Origin of the sequence: Pseudomonas sp. RIT778 (genome assembly GCF_019718735.1) — a bacterium.
Classification (GTDB): Bacteria; Pseudomonadota; Gammaproteobacteria; order Pseudomonadales; family Pseudomonadaceae; genus Aquipseudomonas; species Aquipseudomonas aphyarum.
Window position 1 is genome coordinate 90,021 of the sequence record NZ_JAIHBA010000023.1, and the last position, 18,224, is coordinate 108,244.

Consider the following 18,224-nt stretch of genomic DNA (forward strand, 5'->3'; position numbering starts at 1 on the left):
CGCCCGGAAAAATACTTATTGTTTCAGGATTACCTTTCAGCCCAGAGCACCAGTACATCTGTACTGAACGAACCATCGGCCTCAATCTCAAAATATTCGCGCACTTCGTTGCCCATCGATTGCTGCAACTGGCGGATCGCGGCGCGCATCACTTCGGGTGTGCGCATGCGCTCGACCCAGCTGTTGTAGTCCAGACGCAGGCGCTGACGCGTGGTGCTGCGGGTATGCAGACCGGCTTCGCTGACCTGGCGCAACCACTCACCGGCCGAATAATCGCGTACATGACTGGTGTCGCGCAGCACTTCGACGCTCTGCAAATAGGTGTCGAACAGCGGACTGCCCGGCGACAGCACATCGATGAACGCCGCCACGCCGCCCGGTTTCAGCACCCGGCGCACTTCGCGCAAGGCCACGCCGAGATCGCTCCAATGGTGCGCCGAATAGCGGCTGAACACGAAGTCGAATTCGCCATCGGCAAACGGCAGGCGCTCGGCGGCACCGTTGACCGTGGACACGTTGCTCAAGCCGCGATCAACCGCAGCGGCGGCGACCACGTCGAGCATCTGCTGCGACAGGTCGTACGCCACCACTTCTTTCACCAACGGGGCAACGTGAAAACTCACGTGCCCGGCGCCGCAACCCAGATCCAGCACCCGCGCCTCGCCCTGCCCCGCCAGTTCAGCCTGCAGCAGCGCAAATTCAGTGCCTTGAGCGTGAACGGCGCTGCTCAGGTAGGCGGCGGCCTGTTCACCGAATTGCTTTTGTACAACCTGACTGTGGGCGGTGCTGGTCATGGTCACATCCTGATAGCTGTGTTGTTTGAACTGCCCCTTCGCGAGCAAGCTCGCTCCCACAAGGGAATGCATTTCAAATGTGGGAGCGAGCTTGCTCGCGAAGGGGCCAGCCCTGACTACATCAATCTCACGCGTCGCGAAACAACCACGGCTGGCTCGCGCGATGCTTGGCTTCGAACGCGGCAATCGCATCGCCGTCCTGCAAGGTCAGGCCGATATCGTCCAGACCGTTGAGCAGGCAATGCTTGCGGAACGCGTCGATCTCGAAGCGGTAGACCTTGCCGTTCGGGCTGGTCACGGTCTGCTCGTGCAGATCGATCTGCAACTGATAACCCGGCGCGGCCTCGACTTGCTTGAACAGTTCGTCGACTTCAGCATCGCTCAAGATGATCGGCAGCAAACCGTTCTTGAAGCTGTTGTTGAAGAAAATGTCGGCATAGCTCGGCGCGATGATGCTGCGGAAACCGTATTCTTCCAGCGCCCACGGCGCGTGCTCACGGCTGGAGCCGCAACCGAAGTTCTCGCGGGCCAGCAACACGCTGGCGCCCTGATAACGCTCGGCGTTGAGCACGAATTCCTTGTTCAGCGGACGCTTGGAGTTGTCCTGATACGGCTGACCCACATCGAGGTAACGCCACTCGTCGAACAGGTTCGGGCCGAAACCGGTGCGCTTGATCGACTTCAGAAACTGCTTCGGAATGATCTGGTCAGTGTCGACGTTGGCACGATCCAGAGGCGCGACGAGACCAGTGTGCTGGGTAAAAGCTTTCATGCTGCGCTCCTTTAGATCAATTCACGAACGTCGATGAAACGACCGTTCACCGCCGCCGCAGCGGCCATGGCCGGGCTGACGAGGTGGGTACGGCCACCGGCGCCCTGACGGCCTTCGAAGTTACGGTTGGAGGTCGAGGCGCAATGCTCGCCGGACTCCAAACGGTCCGGGTTCATCGCCAGACACATCGAGCAACCCGGCTCGCGCCATTCGAAACCGGCTTCGAGGAAGATCTTGTCCAGACCTTCGGCTTCAGCCTGCGCCTTCACCAGACCCGAGCCCGGCACCACGATGGCCTGCTTGATGGTCGAAGCGACCTTGCGGCCCTTGGCGATCACAGCGGCAGCACGCAAGTCTTCGATCCGCGAGTTGGTGCAGGAACCGATGAATACGCGGTCGAGCTGAATGTCAGTGATCGCCTGATTGGCGGTCAAACCCATGTATTTCAAGGCACGGACGATCGAGTCGCGCTTGACCAGATCCATTTCCTTGGCCGGGTCCGGCACGTTCTGATCAACGGCCAGCACCATTTCCGGCGAAGTGCCCCAGCTGACTTGCGGCTTGATCTGCGCGGCGTCGAGCTCGACCACGGTGTCGAAATGCGCGTCGGCGTCGGACACTAGGTCTTTCCAAGACTCGACCGCCAGATCCCACTCGGCGCCTTTCGGAGCGAACGGACGACCGTTGACGTAATCCACAGTCTTCTGGTCCGCCGCCACCAGGCCCACGCGGGCGCCGGCTTCGATGGACATGTTGCAGATGGTCATGCGGCCTTCGATCGACAAATCGCGAATCGCGCTGCCGGCGAACTCAATGGCATGGCCGTTACCGCCGGCAGTGCCGATCTTGCCGATCACCGCGAGGACGATGTCCTTGGCGGTCACGCCGAACGGCAACTGGCCTTCGACGCGCACCAGCATGTTCTTCATTTTCTTGGCGACCAGGCACTGGGTGGCGAGCACGTGCTCGACCTCGGAAGTGCCGATCCCGTGAGCCAAGGCGCCGAACGCGCCGTGGGTCGAGGTGTGCGAGTCGCCGCAGACCACGGTCATGCCCGGCAAGGTCGCGCCCTGCTCCGGGCTGATCACGTGAACGATGCCCTGACGCACGTCGTTCATCTTGAATTCGACGATGCCGTATTCATCGCAGTTGTCGTCGAGGGTCTGAACCTGCAAACGCGAGACCTGGTCGGCAATGGCTTCGATGCCGCCCTTGCGCTCCGGGGTGGTCGGTACGTTGTGGTCCGGGGTGGCGATGTTGGCATCGATGCGCCACGGCTTGCGCCCGGCCAGACGCAGGCCTTCGAAGGCTTGCGGCGAGGTCACTTCGTGGATGATGTGACGATCGATATAGATCAGCGCCGAGCCATCGTCGCGCTGCTTGACCAAATGCGAATCCCAGAGCTTGTCGTAGAGCGTTTTGCCGGCCATCAGACGGTTCCTCATCAGCTTGTTTCTATGCCCTGGGCTTATCAATAACCCTTTGGCTTGTGAGGCCGATCCTATGGGGTTAGATTAAATAACTCAAATTCATATTTTTTATGCTTTGGATAACCAACTGGAATACGAACATGGACCTTGCCAACCTCAATGCTTTTATCGCAATTGCCGAGACCGGAAGCTTCTCCGGCGCCGGTGAACGGCTGCACCTGACGCAACCGGCGATCAGCAAACGCATCGCCGGGCTGGAGCAGCAATTGAATGTGCGGCTGTTCGACCGGCTCGGTCGTGAAGTGGGCCTGACCGAGGCCGGTCGGGCCCTGCTGCCAAGGGCTTATCAGATTCTCAACGTGCTGGACGACACGCGCCGCGCCCTGACCAACCTGACCGGCGAAGTCACGGGCCGCCTGACCCTGGCCACCAGTCACCACATCGGCCTGCACCGCTTGCCGCCCTTATTGAGGGAATACACCCGCCGCTACCCACAGGTGGCGCTGGATATTCAGTTCCTCGATTCGGAAGTGGCCTACGAGGAAATTCTCCATGGCCGCGCTGAGCTGGCGGTCATCACCCTGGCGCCGGAGCCGCATACGCTGGTCAAGGCCACGCCGGTCTGGGATGACCCGCTGGATTTCGTAGTCGCCCCGGAACATTCATTGATCAGCAATGGCGCCGTCACATTGGCGGACATTGCCGGTCATCCGGCGGTTTTCCCCGGCGGCAACACCTTTACTCACCATATTGTCCAACGGCTGTTCGAGGCTCAGGGCCTGACGCCGAACATCGCCATGAGCACCAACTACCTGGAAACCATCAAGATGATGGTGTCGATCGGCCTGGCCTGGAGCGTTTTGCCGCGCACGATGCTCGATGAACAGGTGGCGCGCATACCTTTACCGGGCATACAGCTCAGTCGCCAGCTAGGCTATATCCTGCACACTGAAAGGACGCTGTCGAATGCTGCACGGGCGTTTATGGCCCTGCTGGACGCTCAAATCGATCTGCCAGGGACTCTCGGCTAACTTGTGCTACTCCTATAGAGCTGCCGTCCCTGTGCCAAACGCCCACATCAGCTCAAGGCTTCTCGACAATGCCGAAATCTGTTGACCGTATTCCGCCGATGCCGCGTATTCAGGCCATTGATCCACGGCGTTCCGAGCAGAGCTGGGAGAGCGCGCCGCAATTGCTCGCGGCGCTCAACGGCGCCCGCCTCGGCGCCTGGTATTGGGACATCGAGCGCGGGCAGATCAGCTGGTCGCGGGGCACTCAGGCCTTGTTCGGCTTCGACCCGCGGCAACCGCTGCCCGAAGACCTGGAATACCTCGACCTGCTGCCGCCGGAAGACCGGGCGAAAACCATCCGCGCCTTTCACGCGGTGATTGCCGGCGCGCCGCTGGAACAGGCGATGCACCACCGCATCCGCTGGCCCGACGGCAGCCTGCACTGGCTGGAAATCAACGGCAGCCTGCTGCCGGACAAACACGGCCGGCCCCGAATGATCGGGGTGATCCGCGAAATCACCCACCAGCGGCAACGGGAACAGGCCCTCAGCAGCTCCGAAAAACGTTTCGCCACGCTGTTTCACCTGTGCCCGAACATGGTGCTGCTGACCCGTCAGGAAGACGGCCTGATCAGCGAGGCCAACCAGTATTTCGAAAGTCTGTTCGGCTGGCCGGTGCAGAGCGCCATCGGTCGCACCACCCTGGAACTGGGCCTGTGGGTGCATCCCGAGCAACGGGCGGAGCTGGTCAAGAAGACCAAGGCCAAGGGCGAACTGATCAGCATGGAGGTGCAGTTCCGCGCCAGCAACGGCCAGATCCACGACGGCATCCTCAGTGCGCAAAAGGTCGAACTCGAAGGCCAGCCGTACCTGCTCAGCACCTTCCTCGACACCACCGAGCGCAAAGCCGCCGAACATGCCCTGAAAGACAGCCAGGAACGCCTCGACCTGGCGCTGGATTCGGCGCAGCTCGGCACCTGGGACTGGCACATTCCCAGCGGCATGCTCTACGGCTCGGCCCGCGCTGCGCAATTACACGGCCTGGAGCCGAAACCGTTCCATGAATCGTTCGAAGAATTTTTCGAGGGCGTCCCCGGCGAAGAGCGCGACAGCATGCGCGATGCCTATCGCAGCCTGCGCGAAGGCCCGGCCGGCAATTATCAGCTGACTTACCGCGTGCAACTGCCGGACGGCAGCTCGCGTTATCTGGAAAGCCGCGCCCGCCTCTATCGTGACGACAACGGCGTGCCGCTGCGGATGGCCGGTACTCTTCTGGACATCACCGATCAGGTCGAACGCGAACAACGGCTGGTGGCTTCGGAAGAGAAATTCGCCACGCTGTTCCAGGTCAGTCCCGACCCGATCTGCGTGACGCGCCAGGAAACCGGGGAATTCATCGAGATCAACTCCAGTTTTTCCCAGACCTTCGGCTGGAGCGCCAGCGATGTGATCGGCCATACCGCCGAAGAAATCGGTCTATGGGACGCCTCGGCGAAAAGCCTGCAACGCATCGAACGGGTGATCCGCGAACAGGGCCTGAGCAATGTCGCGATCATCGTCCAGCACAAGGACGGTCAGTCGCTGACCTGCGTGATTTCCAGCCGCCAGATCAGCGTCGGCAACCAGCCGTGCATTGTCACCACGCTGCGCGACATTACCCAGCAACAGCGCTCGGAAGCGGCGCTCAAGGCCAGCGAAGAGAAATTCGCCAAGGCGTTTCACTCCAGCCCCGACGCGATCACCATCACCGAGCGCGACACCGGGCGCTATCTGGAGGTCAACGACGGTTTCTGCCGCCTCACCGGCTATCGCGCCGACGAAGTGGTGGGCAAAACCGTGTATCAGGTCGGCATCTGGGCCGAAGAAAAACAGCGTTCGGCACTGCTCGCCGAGCTACAGATCAAGGGCCGCGTACATCATCAGGAAATGCTCGGGCGCAACAAGCGCGGCGAGATCCTGACGGTGGAAGTCTCGGTCGAGCCGATCACCCTCAACGAAACCGCGTGCCTGTTGCTGACCGCACGGGACGTCAGCCTGCTGAAGAACGCCGAAGCGCAGATCCGCCACCTGGCCTATCACGACCCGCTGACCAACCTGCCCAACCGCGCACTGTTGATGGACCGCCTGAGCCAGCAGATCGCCCTGCTCAAGCGCCACAATTTGCGCGGTGCGCTGCTGTTTCTCGATCTGGATCACTTCAAGCACATCAACGACTCGCTGGGTCACCCGGTCGGCGACACGGTGCTGAAAATCATCACCGCACGGCTTGAGGCCAGCGTGCGCATGGAAGACACGGTTGCGCGGCTCGGTGGCGATGAGTTCGTGGTGTTGCTCAGCGGTCTGGAGGGGACGCGCAACGAAGTCAGCGCGCAAGTACGCGAGTTGGCCGACACCATTCGCGAGTTGCTGTCGGAGCCGATGTTCCTTGACGGCCAGCGCCTGCAAGTGACACCGAGCATCGGCGTGGCGCTGATTCCCGATCACGGCTCGACCCCGACCGACCTGCTCAAACGCGCCGACATCGCGCTGTACCGCGCCAAGGATTCCGGGCGCAACACCACGCAGATGTATCACAACACCATGCAGAAAGCGGCCAGCGAACGTCTGCGTATGGAGACCGACCTGCGCCTGGCGCTGTCCCGGGGCGAATTCGACGTGCATTACCAACCGCAGATCGACGCCCAGGACAACCGCATCATCGGCGCCGAAGCCCTGGTGCGCTGGAATCACCCGGAACTCGGCGCGCAATCGCCCACCGAATTCATCAAGGTCCTGGAGGACAGCGGGCTGATTCTGGAGGTCGGCACCTGGATCCTCGATGAAGCGTGCGAAGCCTTCAAGCAATTGATTGCCGAAAAGCTGATCGATCCCCTGGCCTTCAGTCTGTGCGTCAACATCAGCCCCCGGCAGTTCCGCCAGAACGACTTCGTCGAGCGCATCGAGCGCAGCATGAGCAGCCACGGCCTGCCCTGCTCCTTGCTGAAACTGGAGATCACCGAAGGCATCGTCATTCAGAACCTGGAAGACACCATCAGCAAAATGCGTCGCCTGAAAAAACTCGGCGTGAGTTTTGCCATGGACGATTTTGGCACCGGCTATTCATCGCTGACCTATCTGAAACGATTGCCGGTGGATACGCTGAAGATCGATCAATCGTTCATCCGCGACGCCACCACCGACCCCAACGACGCCGAAATCATCCGCGCCATCGTCGCCATGGCCCGCAGTCTGGAACTGGAAGTGATCGCCGAAGGCGTGGAAACCCCGGAACAGCTGGCCTTCCTGCAAGGGTTGGGCTGCCATTTGTATCAGGGTTATCTGCACAGTCGGCCGTTGCCGCTGGAGGGGCTGAAGGGATTGCTGGAATGACAGGCACAAAAAAGGGCGCCTTTCGGCGCCCTTCTTCTCGGTCGGCTTATTGCAGAGCCGGCTTCTGCGCCCCATTGATCGGGATGCGCTTGGCTTTCGCCTCTTCCGGGATCACGCGCAACAGGTCGATGCTCAACAGACCGTTGCTCAGGCCAGCGGCCTTGATCTCGATGTGATCGGCCAGGCGGAACGACAACTTGAATGCACGCTGGGCGATGCCCTGGTGCAGGAAAGTGACGCCTTCGTTGGCATCACGCTTGCCGCCACTGATGGTCAGCACGCCTTTCTCGACTTGCAGGTCCAGGTCTTCTTCCTGGAAACCGGCCGCCGCCACGACGATGCGGTATTGATCGTCACCGTGTTTTTCAACGTTGTAAGGCGGATAGGTGCTGCCTGGCTCGTTGCGCAGGGCGGCTTCGAACAGGTCGTTGAAACGGTCGAAACCTACCGAGGAACGGAACAGTGGAGCGAGGGAAAATGCGGTACTCATGGTTCAAATCTCCTGAAAACAATCAGCAAGGTTTTTTGTCTCCGCGACCCGAATTCGGCATCGCGTAACCCTTAGATAGGGACCTGCGTTTTGTTTTCAAGAGATCGTTTGAAGATTTTTTCAGGCGGCTTCGGCGACCGGCAAACCCAGCAAACGCGAGACCTGATCCGGCTCGGTCTCCCGGCGCAGCACGGTAAACAGCTCGACAGCCTCGGGATAATTGCGGGTCAACATGGCCAGCCATTGCTTTAAGCGGCCCGGCGATTGGCGCGGCGTCATCTGCGCTTTGGCTTGCAGCCAGAAGTCCTGGATCAGCGGCATCAGTTCGGCCCAGGTCATCTCGACGACTTCCTCGCCGGCACGAGCGGCGGCGATCTGACGGGCCAGATCCGGACGCGACACCAGACCACGACCGAGCATGATGTCTTCGACGCCGCTGATTTCCCGGCAGCGGCGCCAGTCTTCGACGCTCCAGATATCGCCGTTGGCGAACACCGGCACCTTGACCACGTCCTGCACGCGCGGAATCCACTCCCAATGCGCCGGCGGCTTGTAGCCGTCGACCTTGGTCCGGGCGTGAACCACGATGTGCTCGGCACCGCCCTCGGCCAGCGCCGTGGCGCAGACCAGCGAGCCGTCCGGGCTGTCGAAACCCAGGCGCATCTTGGCGGTGACCGGAATGTGTGCAGGTACGGCGCGACGCACGTGTTCGACAATCTGATTGAGCAGCTCCGGCTCCTTGAGCAGCACCGCGCCGCCACGGGATTTGTTGACGGTCTTGGCCGGGCAGCCGAAGTTCAGGTCGATGACTTCAGAACCGAGCTCGCAGGCCAGCGCAGCGTTTTCCGCCAGGCACACCGGGTCGGAACCCAGCAACTGCACGCGCAGTGGCACGCCGGAAGCGGTGCGCGTACCGTTGAGCAGTTCAGGGCCGAACTTGTGGAAATAGGCCGGGGTCAGCAACTGATCGTTGACCCGAATGAACTCGGTCACGCACCAGTCAATACCGCCGACACGGGTCAGGACATCGCGCAGGATGTCGTCGACCAACCCTTCCATCGGCGCCAGAGCAATTTGCATGGGAAACACACACTCAAGGAAAAACGTGCGGCAGTTTACTGGGTTTCGCGGGTTAAACCCATGTCCGCCGTCTGTATGGCCGGGCCGTAGCCTTCGATGAACTCGGCGGGCATGCGCTTGGGCCTGCCGGTGGACAGTTCGATGCAGACGAAGGTGGTCTGGGCGCGCAGCAGCGTGGCGTTGTCGCTGGGGCGAATCAACTGGAAGTGACGGGTCATTTTCAGACGCTGATCCCAATCAACGATCCACGTCGCCAATTGCAGCTCGTCGCCTTCGTAGGCGGCGGCCAGGTAATCGATTTCGTGGCGCACAACGGCCATTGCCCGATCCAGACGCCGATACTCGACCAGATCCAGACCCAGGCGCTGCGAGTGGCGCCAGGCGCAGCGCTCGAGCCAGGTCACGTAGACCGCGTTGTTCGCGTGGCCCAGCCCGTCGATGTCCTCGGCGCCCACTTGCAGATCAATGGTAAACGGCGTTGCCCGATCCCAGCCCATGCCCTACTCCCGGTCAAATGATTCAACCGGGGCAGTGTAACGGATGACTACGCCGATTGCCGCGCCTGAAGGCTGCGCCCGGCCAGCAGTGATAACACGCCATCAATCACCCGAGGGTCGGCCAGTACGCGCTGGTGACCGCCGGCTTCCAGACGCAACAGGCGACTGTCGAACCAGGATTCGTGGATCAGTTGGGATTCCTTGACCGAAACGAAGGTGTCGTCCTCGGCATGCACGATCAGGCCTGGCATATCCAGTTGATAGTGCGCGACATCAAGGGTGGCGGCGCGCATCCCGACGTCCTGCTCGACTTGCCGAATGAACGCCGAGCGAGCTCTGGGCGGCATGCCGACATAACGGGCAAACCCGCGCAACACCCCGAGAATCCGCGCCGGAGCGGCAATGCTCACGAGGGTTTCGGTGCGCAATCCTAATTGCACAGCCAGCATGGCGCTGGCGCCGCCCATGGAGTGACCGATGACAGCCTGCAACGGAGGCAATTCGGCAGCAGCTTCAAGCATCGCCCGGGCGAACAGCACCACATTGGCTTCACGCCCCGGAGAGCGACCGTGGGCCGGGCCATCAAGCGCGACAACGGTGTAACCCGCTTCAACCAGCGCGGTGATCAACGCGGCAAACTGGGTGGGCCGCCCTTCCCAGCCGTGCATCAGCAAAACAGTCGGGCCTTGCCCCCAGCGCAGGGCCGAAAGACCGAAGCGCAAGGTGATGCGTTCGGATTTCGCCAGCAGCGGCAATTCCCAGTCCCTCGGTTTATTCGCGCGCGGCGTCATGAACGCCAACCGCATTTTGCTCGCCACCAGTTTCGGTGCGAACCAGCCCAAGGTGCCATTAACGCCGCGAACCCACTTCAACGTGCTCATCGCTCTCTCCCCGGGCTTGTAGCCTTCAGGTCAACGCACCGCCGACTTGGCGGCGCGCAGCAATCGATCGGATAAATCACCAGGTCCCAACGCCCTTGAGAGCGCCAGACCACCTACCATCAGGGCCACGTCGGCCAACGCTTTATCGATGTCTTCAGGGCTTGAAGCCAACTGCGCAATCATCAGTTCCAGGTGCTCGTTCAGCGCTATGCGGAATTCTTCCGGCAACCGCCCAAGCTCGCCGATGGAGGCCGGAATCGGGCAGGCCGAATCGCTGGAATCGCGATGCTTGCGCGACAGATAGAACGCAGCCACCAGGGCGCGGCGCTCTTCACCGGTCAGCTCGCTGTCCATGTCGGCAATCAGGTCGCGACGGCGACCGAGCAATTGCTTGAACGCCTCAAGCATCATGGCGTCCTTGCTTTCGAAGTGGGCATAGAAGCCGCCGACGGTCAGGCCGGCCGCCCCCATCACTTCGCCCACGCTCGGTTCAGCCGGACCGCGCTGGATCAGTGCAGCACTGGCGGCCTTGAGAATGCGTTCGCGGGTTTGAGCTTTCTTGTCGTTCATCGTCGCCTCCGAATATTACGATAGCAATATTATTCTCATAATAATATTCCGCAAGTCACACGCGTGACCGCTGGTCTGAAGCACAGTGTTAAGGAAAAAGAGGATTTGGCCAAACGCCAGACAAACAAAAGGGCCATTCAATAATTGAATGACCCTTATAAAATCCCGCAGAGCGGGTAATCGTGGCGTCCCCTAGGGGACTCGAACCCCTGTTACCGCCGTGAAAGGGCGGTGTCCTAGGCCACTAGACGAAGGGGACACAAACCTTCTATACAACTGATCAGTGCTGAGTACTGATCGATTCAAGGCCGGTGTGGCCAGACCTTGAACTGTAAATTGGTGGAGCTAAGCGGGATCGAACCGCTGACCTCCTGCATGCCATGCAGGCGCTCTCCCAGCTGAGCTATAGCCCCGGATTTTTCGCCTCTCGGCGGAGCGACATCTTGCAACATCGCTTCTGTAAAACTGGCGTCCCCTAGGGGACTCGAACCCCTGTTACCGCCGTGAAAGGGCGGTGTCCTAGGCCACTAGACGAAGGGGACGCAAACCCTTCTATACAACTGATCAACGCTGAGTGTTGATCGCTTCGAAGCCAGTGTGGCCAGGCTTCGAAGTGTAAATTGGTGGAGCTAGACGGGATCGAACCGTCGACCTCTTGCATGCCATGCAAGCGCTCTCCCAGCTGAGCTATAGCCCCTCATCGTTGATGTCATCGCTGAGGACGGGGCGAATCTTAAGGGCGTATCGAAAGGCTGTCAAACTTATTTTTGAAAAAATTCAAAATTTTTTGTCGGCATTACAATCACTTACCGCCCTCCCCCCGTAAATTCGGGGGAAAACACCGAAGGACAGGATCAAAAGATCCTGACCTTCGGCGCGTCCTGCAGAGTCAAACGCAATCAGGCGATGGCGCCCAACAGCTTTTCCCACTCTTTGTTTTCTTTCTTCGACACGCCGCCCAGCAGGTCAATCGCCTGGCGCAGACGGAAACGGGTCAGGTCCGGCCCGAGGATTTCCATCGCATCGAGCACCGACACCGAACTCGCCTGCCCGGTGATCGCGGCAAACATCAGCGGCATCGCATCACGCAGCTTCAGCTCGAGGGATTCGACCACCGCCTGAATCGTCGCGGTGATGCTGTCCTTCTCCCACTGACGCAGACTTTCCAGCTTCCACAGGATCAGTTGCATCAACTGACGAACCTGATCGCCCGAGAGCTTTTTCGATTCGAACAGCTTGGCATCCGGATTCACGCCACCGGCGAAGAAGAACCCGGCCAACGGTGCGACCTGACTGAAAGTCTCAACGCGGCCCTGAACGTGCGGCGCGATCTTCATCATGTATTCGGAATTGAACGCCCACTTCTGTACGCGAGCGGCGAACTCTTCCACCGGCAAATCACGCAGCCACTGGCCGTTGAGCCACGACAGTTTCTCGATATCGAAAATCGGCCCGCCCAGCGACACGCGCTTGAGGTCGAAGTTGTCGACCATTTCCTGCAGCGAGAACTTCTCGCGCTCGTCCGGCATCGACCAACCCATCCGGCCCAGATAGTTGAGCATCGCCTCAGGCATGAAACCCATGCGCTCGTAAAACGTCACCGAAGTCGGGTTCTTGCGCTTGGACAGCTTGCTCTTGTCCGGGTTACGCAGCAGCGGCATGTAGCACAGCTCCGGTTGTTCCCAGCCGAAGTACTCATAAAGCAGGATCAGTTTCGGCGCCGACGGCAACCATTCTTCGCCGCGCAGCACGTGGGTGATGCCCATCAGGTGATCGTCGACCACGTTGGCCAGGAAGTACGTCGGCAGGCCGTCGGTCTTCATCAGCACTTGCATGTCCATGCGATCCCACGGGATCTCGACGTCGCCACGCAGCATGTCCGGCACCACGCAGACGCCTTCGCTCGGCACTTTCATGCGGATCACGTGCGGCTCGCCGGCAGCCAGTCGACGGGCGACTTCTTCCTTGGACAGCAGCAGTGCACGGCCGTCGTAACGCGGGGTTTCGCCGCGGGCCATTTGCTCGGCGCGCATCTGGTCCAGCTCTTCGGCGGTGCAGAAGCACGGGAAGGCGTGGCCCATGTCGACCAGTTGCTGGCAGTACTTCTGGTAGATGTCGCCGCGCTCGCTCTGACGGTACGGGCCGTGCGGGCCGCCGACGTCCGGGCCTTCGCTCCAGTCGATGCCCAGCCAGCGCAGGGCGTCGAAGATCTGCTGTTCGGACTCGCGGGTCGAACGCAACTGATCGGTGTCTTCGATCCGCAGGATGAACTCACCGCCGTGCTGCTTGGCAAAGCAGTAGTTGAACAGTGCGATGTAAGCGGTACCTACGTGGGGATCCCCGGTAGGCGATGGCGCGATGCGAGTGCGGACGGTGGTCATGGCATGTCTCGAAAAGAATGAAAAGCAAAGAACGATCAAGCGGCGAATGGTAACAGGCGACACCCGCCCCGCTCCAGCGGGCAGGGCATTTAAGCCAAGGTTGCGTCTGTAACGCCCGTTGGCCGCGGTGAATGGCCGAATATCAACAGACGGCATTTACCGTTCATCGGCTGTATGCCAGATTCGCCTGCTGATAACTTTCCTTACAATTCCTCGACTACAGTTTGCCCATGCCTGCCCAACTCAAGCGTCGCCTGTTCATTTTCCTGCTGCTCGTCCTGCTGATAGCCGGGGGCTTTTTTGCTCATTGGTTTTTCAAGGGACGCTTTTATGAAAGCACCGACAACGCCTATGTCCAGGGTGAAATCACCCGCGTGTCGAGCCAGTTGAGCGCACGCATCGACGAAGTCCTGGTGCAGGACAACCAGCACGTGGAAAAAGGCCAGTTGCTGATCCGTCTCGAAGGCGACGACTTCCGCCTCGCCGTCGATCGCGCCAACGCCGCCCTCGCCACTCGCGAAGCCGAACGCCTGCAAGCCCAAAGCAAACTGACCCAGCAAGCCAGCCTGATCGCCGCCAGCGACGCGCAGGTCGCCACTACCCAGGCGACGCTCGGCCGCTCGCAGGTGGATTTGTCGCGGGCAGAAACCCTGCGTAAACCCGGCTACGTCTCCGAGGAACGGGTCACTACCCTCTCCGCCGACGCCCACATCGCCCGCTCGCAAGTGGCCAAGGCCCAGGCCGATGCCCAGAGTCAGCGCCAGCAGGTCAACGCGCTGACCGCCGAAATCAAACGCCTCGATGCGCAGATCGCCAACGCCCGCGCCGACCTCGCCCAGGCCGAACTGAACCTGACCCGCAGCGAAATCCACGCGCCGATCAGCGGTTTGATCGGCCAGCGCGCCGCCCGTAATGGTCAAGTGGTACAGGCCGGCGCCTATCTTTTGTCGATCGTTCCGGACGAAGACATCTGGGTGCAGGCCAACTTCAAGGAAACCCAGATCGGTCACATGCAACCGGGCCAGAAGGCCGAGCTGCTCTTCGACGCCTATGGCGATACGCCGATCGAAGCCCGGGTCGACAGCCTGTTCGCCGCCTCCGGCGCGCAATTCAGCCTGTTGCCGCCGGACAACGCCACCGGCAACTTCACCAAGGTCGTGCAGCGGATTCCGGTCAAGCTGACCTTCAAGGCCGATAACCCGCTGCACGGCAAGATCCGTCCGGGCATGTCCGTCACCGCCACCGTGAATATCAAAGACGCCCCGGACAATGGCCGGTGATTCACTGATCCGCCCGGTCGGCGAACCGACCCGGCGGGACTGGATAGCGGTGATGAGCGTGATGCTCGGCGCCTTCATGGCGGTGCTCGACATCCAGATCACCAACTCGTCGCTCAAGGATATTCAGGGCGCCCTGTCGGCGACCCTGGAAGAAGGCTCGTGGATTTCCACCTCTTATCTGGTGGCGGAAATCATCATGATCCCGCTGACCGCGTGGCTGGTGCAGTTGCTGTCGGCACGGCGGCTCGCGGTGTGGGTGTCGCTGGGGTTTCTGATTTCGTCGCTGCTGTGCTCGATGGCCTGGAGCCTGGAGAGCATGATCGTGTTTCGCGCCATGCAGGGTTTTACCGGCGGTGCGCTGATCCCGCTGGCGTTCACCCTGACCCTGATCAAACTCCCCGAACATCACCGCGCCAAAGGCATGGCGATGTTCGCCATGACCGCCACCTTTGCCCCGTCCATCGGCCCGACCCTCGGCGGCTGGCTCACGGAAAACTGGGGCTGGGAGTACATCTTCTATATCAACATCCCGCCGGGGCTGATCATGATCGCCGGGCTGATGTACGGGCTGGAGAAGAAAGAAGCGCATTGGGAGTTGCTGAAAAGTACTGACTACACCGGCATTCTCACGCTGGGCGTCGGCCTCGGTTGCCTGCAGGTTTTTCTTGAGGAAGGCCATCGCAAGGACTGGCTGGAATCGAGCCTGATCGTGACGCTGGGCAGCATCGCCCTGCTGAGTCTGATCACCTTCGTGATCGTGCAGATTTCCAAGCCCAATCCGCTGATCAACCTCGGCATCCTGCGCAATCGCAACTTCGGGCTGTCGAGTATTTCAAGTCTCGGCATGGGCGTCGGGCTGTACGGTTCGATCTATCTGCTGCCGCTGTACCTGGCGCAGATCCAGAATTACAACGCCCTGCAGATCGGCGAAGTGATCATGTGGATGGGCGTGCCGCAGCTGTTCCTGATTCCGCTGGTGCCGAAGCTGATGAAATTCGTCTCGCCAAAATGGCTGTGCACGATCGGTTTCGGCCTGTTCGGGCTGGCGAGTTTTTCATCCGGGGTGCTCAACCCTGATTTCGCCGGGCCGCAGTTCAATCAGATCCAGATTATCCGGGCGCTGGGCCAGCCGCTGATCATGGTGACCATCTCGCTGATCGCCACGGCGTACATCCTGCCGCAGGACGCGGGCTCGGCGTCGAGCCTGTTCAACATTTTGCGCAACCTCGGCGGCGCCATCGGCATCGCCCTGCTCGCGACGCTGCTGGATGCGCGCACCAAAACCTACTTCGATTACCTGCGCGAAGCTGTGGTGCCGACCAACCCGCAGGTGGCCGAACGCCTGGCGTCGATGACCGATCGGTTCGGCAATGACACGGCGGCGTTGGGCAAGTTGAGCGAGATCGTGCATCAGCAGGCGCTGATCATGGCCTACAACGATGCGTTTCATTTTGTCGGGATTGCGCTGGGGGTCAGCATGTTGGCGATTTTGCTGACCAAGAAATTGCCTGCCGGACTGAAGGCCGGCGAGGCGCATTAACCTTGAGCGGACGCAGAGCGTCCAGGGCTGCATTCCCACGCGGAGCGTGGGAACGATCTGTTAAACGGCCAACAGCCGCTCACGCAGCTTGGCGATTTCGTCGCGCATCTGCGCTGCTGCTTCGAATTCCAGGTCGCGGGCCAACTGGTACATCTTCTCTTCCAGTTGGCGGATGCGCTTGGTGATCTCGCTCGGCGAGCGCAGTTCGGCTTCGTACTTGGCGTTCTCTTCGGCGGCCTTGGCCATGCCCTTGCGCTTCTTGCTGCGCGAACCGGGCACGGTGGCGCCTTCCATGATGTCGGCGACGTCCTTGAACACGCCCTTCGGTGTGATGCCGTTGGCCAGGTTGAAGGCGATCTGCTTGTCTCGACGGCGCTCGGTTTCGCCAATCGCCCGCTCCATCGACCCGGTGATGCGATCCGCGTAGAGAATCGCCCGGCCATTGAGGTTACGCGCCGCGCGGCCGATGGTCTGGATCAGCGAACGCTCGGAACGCAGGAAGCCTTCCTTGTCCGCGTCGAGAATCGCCACCAGCGAGACTTCCGGCATGTCCAGACCTTCACGCAGCAGGTTGATCCCCACCAGCACATCGAACGTGCCCAAACGCAGGTCGCGGATGATCTCGACCCGCTCGACGGTGTCGATGTCCGAGTGCAGATAACGCACGCGCACGCCGTGATCGGCCAGGTAATCGGTCAAGTCTTCGGCCATGCGCTTGGTCAGCGTGGTGACCAGCACCCGCTCCTCCACCGCCACACGTTTGGTGATTTCCGACAATAGATCGTCGACCTGGGTCAGTGCCGGACGCACTTCAACCTGCGGGTCGACCAGACCGGTCGGGCGCACCACCTGCTCGATCACCCGCCCGGCGTGTTCGGCTTCGTAGTTGCCGGGCGTGGCCGAGACGAAAATCGTCTGTGGGCTCACCCCTTCCCACTCGTCGAAGCGCATCGGCCGGTTGTCCAGCGCCGACGGCAGGCGGAAGCCGTATTCCACGAGGGTTTCCTTGCGCGAACGGTCGCCCTTATACATCGCGCCGACTTGCGGCACGCTGACGTGAGACTCATCGATCACCAGCAAGGCGTCGGCCGGCAGGTAATCGTAGAGCGTCGGCGGCGCTGCGCCAGCCGGACGGCCCGACAGATAGCGCGAGTAGTTTTCGATGCCGTTGCAGTAGCCGAGCTCGAGGATCATCTCCAGGTCGAACCGGGTGCGCTGCTCCAGACGCTGGGCTTCGACCAGTTTGTTGTTGTTGCGCAGGTATTCGAGGCGCTCCTGCAACTCGACCTTGATCCCCTCGATGGCGTCGAGCAAGGTTTCCCGGGGCGTCACGTAGTGACTCTTCGGGTAGAAGGTGAAGCGCGGCAGCTTGCGGATGACTTCGCCGGTCAGCGGGTCGAACGCGGAAATGCTCTCCACTTCGTCATCGAACAGCTCGATACGGATCGCTTCGAGGTCGGATTCCGCCGGGTAGATGTCGATCACATCGCCACGCACCCGGAAGGTCGCACGGGCGAAATCCATGTCGTTGCGGGTGTATTGCAGGTCGGCCAGGCGCCGCACCAGCGCACGCTGGTCGAGCTTGTCGCCGCGATCAACGTGCAAGACCATTTTCAGATAGGTTTCCGGGCTGCCCAGACCGTAGATGCACGACACCGTGGTGACGATGATCGCGTCCTTGCGCTCGAGCAATGCCTTGGTCGCTGACAGACGCATCTGCTCGATGTGGTCGTTGATCGACGCATCCTTCTCGATGAAGGTGTCGGACGACGGCACGTAGGCTTCGGGCTGGTAGTAGTCGTAGTAGGAAACGAAGTACTCGACAGCGTTGTTCGGGAAGAACGACTTGAACTCGCCGTACAACTGCGCGGCCAGGGTCTTGTTCGGTGCCAGCACCAGGGTCGGACGCTGCACCTGGGCGATCACGTTGGCGATGCTGAAGGTCTTGCCCGACCCGGTCACCCCGAGCAGCGTCTGGTGCGACAAACCGGCTTCGATGCCTTCGACCATCTGGCGAATGGCTTCGGGTTGATCGCCGGCGGGGTCGAAACGGGTGACGAGCTGGAATTCAGACATAAACACCTCTGGAATCGCGCCGCTGCGGGTAAACCGCAGCACCACGAGAAAGACC

Annotated in this window: 14 protein-coding genes and 4 tRNA genes; 4 read left to right on the plus strand and 14 right to left on the minus strand. The window is 60.9% G+C overall.

Annotated elements, in window-relative coordinates; genetic code table 11:
- Positions 1-29 precede the first annotated feature (29 nt).
- From K5E37_RS17265 to leuC, 3 genes are all read right to left on the minus strand, one after another.
- Positions 30-794, minus strand: coding sequence for a class I SAM-dependent methyltransferase (locus K5E37_RS17265; RefSeq protein ID WP_221534623.1), 765 nt, complete (start codon positions 792-794; stop codon positions 30-32).
- Positions 795-921: 127 nt separating this feature from the next.
- Positions 922-1,566: a 3-isopropylmalate dehydratase small subunit gene (leuD, locus tag K5E37_RS17270; RefSeq protein ID WP_007956446.1), complete on the minus strand. Its 645-nt coding sequence runs from the start codon at positions 1,564-1,566 to the stop codon at positions 922-924.
- 11 nt (positions 1,567-1,577) lie between these two features.
- Complete coding sequence (leuC, locus tag K5E37_RS17275; RefSeq protein WP_007956445.1) at positions 1,578-2,996, minus strand: 3-isopropylmalate dehydratase large subunit; 1,419 nt, start codon at positions 2,994-2,996, stop codon at positions 1,578-1,580.
- A 140-nt stretch (positions 2,997-3,136) separates the two neighbouring features.
- Between leuC and K5E37_RS17280 the strand changes: the two genes are divergently transcribed.
- Positions 3,137-4,027: a LysR family transcriptional regulator gene (locus K5E37_RS17280; protein WP_007956444.1), complete on the plus strand. Its 891-nt coding sequence runs from the start codon at positions 3,137-3,139 to the stop codon at positions 4,025-4,027.
- 68 nt (positions 4,028-4,095) lie between these two features.
- Positions 4,096-7,374 (plus strand): bifunctional diguanylate cyclase/phosphodiesterase, encoded by a 3,279-nt coding sequence (locus K5E37_RS17285; RefSeq protein ID WP_127797479.1) that lies wholly within the window; start codon positions 4,096-4,098, stop codon positions 7,372-7,374.
- Between the two features lie 46 nt (positions 7,375-7,420).
- Here the strand turns inward: K5E37_RS17285 and K5E37_RS17290 are convergent, their stop codons facing one another.
- From K5E37_RS17290 to gltX, 10 genes are all read right to left on the minus strand, one after another.
- The gene (locus tag K5E37_RS17290; protein ID WP_221534625.1) at positions 7,421-7,864 is read right to left on the minus strand and encodes an Hsp20 family protein; all 444 of its coding nucleotides are present in this window, start codon (positions 7,862-7,864) and stop codon (positions 7,421-7,423) included.
- A gap of 120 nt (positions 7,865-7,984) precedes the next feature.
- Complete coding sequence (locus K5E37_RS17295) at positions 7,985-8,944, minus strand: tRNA-dihydrouridine synthase (protein ID WP_221534627.1); 960 nt, start codon at positions 8,942-8,944, stop codon at positions 7,985-7,987.
- A gap of 35 nt (positions 8,945-8,979) precedes the next feature.
- Positions 8,980-9,441 carry a thioesterase family protein gene (locus K5E37_RS17300; protein ID WP_011333342.1) on the minus strand — a complete coding sequence of 154 codons (462 nt, stop codon included), beginning with the start codon at positions 9,439-9,441 and terminating at the stop codon, positions 8,980-8,982.
- Positions 9,442-9,488: 47 nt separating this feature from the next.
- Positions 9,489-10,322, minus strand: coding sequence for an alpha/beta fold hydrolase (locus K5E37_RS17305; RefSeq protein ID WP_085607874.1), 834 nt, complete (start codon positions 10,320-10,322; stop codon positions 9,489-9,491).
- Between the two features lie 30 nt (positions 10,323-10,352).
- Positions 10,353-10,892, minus strand: coding sequence for a TetR/AcrR family transcriptional regulator (locus K5E37_RS17310; RefSeq protein WP_007956432.1), 540 nt, complete (start codon positions 10,890-10,892; stop codon positions 10,353-10,355).
- A 183-nt stretch (positions 10,893-11,075) separates the two neighbouring features.
- A tRNA-Glu gene (locus K5E37_RS17315) sits at positions 11,076-11,151 on the minus strand.
- Between the two features lie 78 nt (positions 11,152-11,229).
- A tRNA-Ala gene (locus K5E37_RS17320) sits at positions 11,230-11,305 on the minus strand.
- A gap of 53 nt (positions 11,306-11,358) precedes the next feature.
- Positions 11,359-11,434 (minus strand) — tRNA-Glu (locus tag K5E37_RS17325).
- A 79-nt stretch (positions 11,435-11,513) separates the two neighbouring features.
- Positions 11,514-11,589, minus strand: a tRNA-Ala gene (locus tag K5E37_RS17330).
- 202 nt (positions 11,590-11,791) lie between these two features.
- Positions 11,792-13,273 carry a glutamate--tRNA ligase gene (gltX, locus tag K5E37_RS17335; protein ID WP_007956429.1) on the minus strand — a complete coding sequence of 494 codons (1,482 nt, stop codon included), beginning with the start codon at positions 13,271-13,273 and terminating at the stop codon, positions 11,792-11,794.
- A 230-nt stretch (positions 13,274-13,503) separates the two neighbouring features.
- Here gltX and K5E37_RS17340 point away from each other — a divergent pair, with 230 nt between their 5' ends.
- On the plus strand, positions 13,504-14,553 hold the full coding sequence (locus tag K5E37_RS17340) for an HlyD family secretion protein (protein ID WP_085607876.1): 1,050 nt from the start codon (positions 13,504-13,506) through the stop codon (positions 14,551-14,553).
- Positions 14,554-14,602: 49 nt separating this feature from the next.
- The gene (locus K5E37_RS17345; RefSeq protein ID WP_221534645.1) at positions 14,603-16,093 is read left to right on the plus strand and encodes an MDR family MFS transporter; all 1,491 of its coding nucleotides are present in this window, start codon (positions 14,603-14,605) and stop codon (positions 16,091-16,093) included.
- Between the two features lie 60 nt (positions 16,094-16,153).
- Here K5E37_RS17345 and uvrB read toward each other — a convergent pair whose 3' ends face one another.
- On the minus strand, positions 16,154-18,169 hold the full coding sequence (gene uvrB, locus K5E37_RS17350) for an excinuclease ABC subunit UvrB (RefSeq protein WP_085607880.1): 2,016 nt from the start codon (positions 18,167-18,169) through the stop codon (positions 16,154-16,156).
- Between the last annotated feature and the right edge of the window lie 55 nt (positions 18,170-18,224).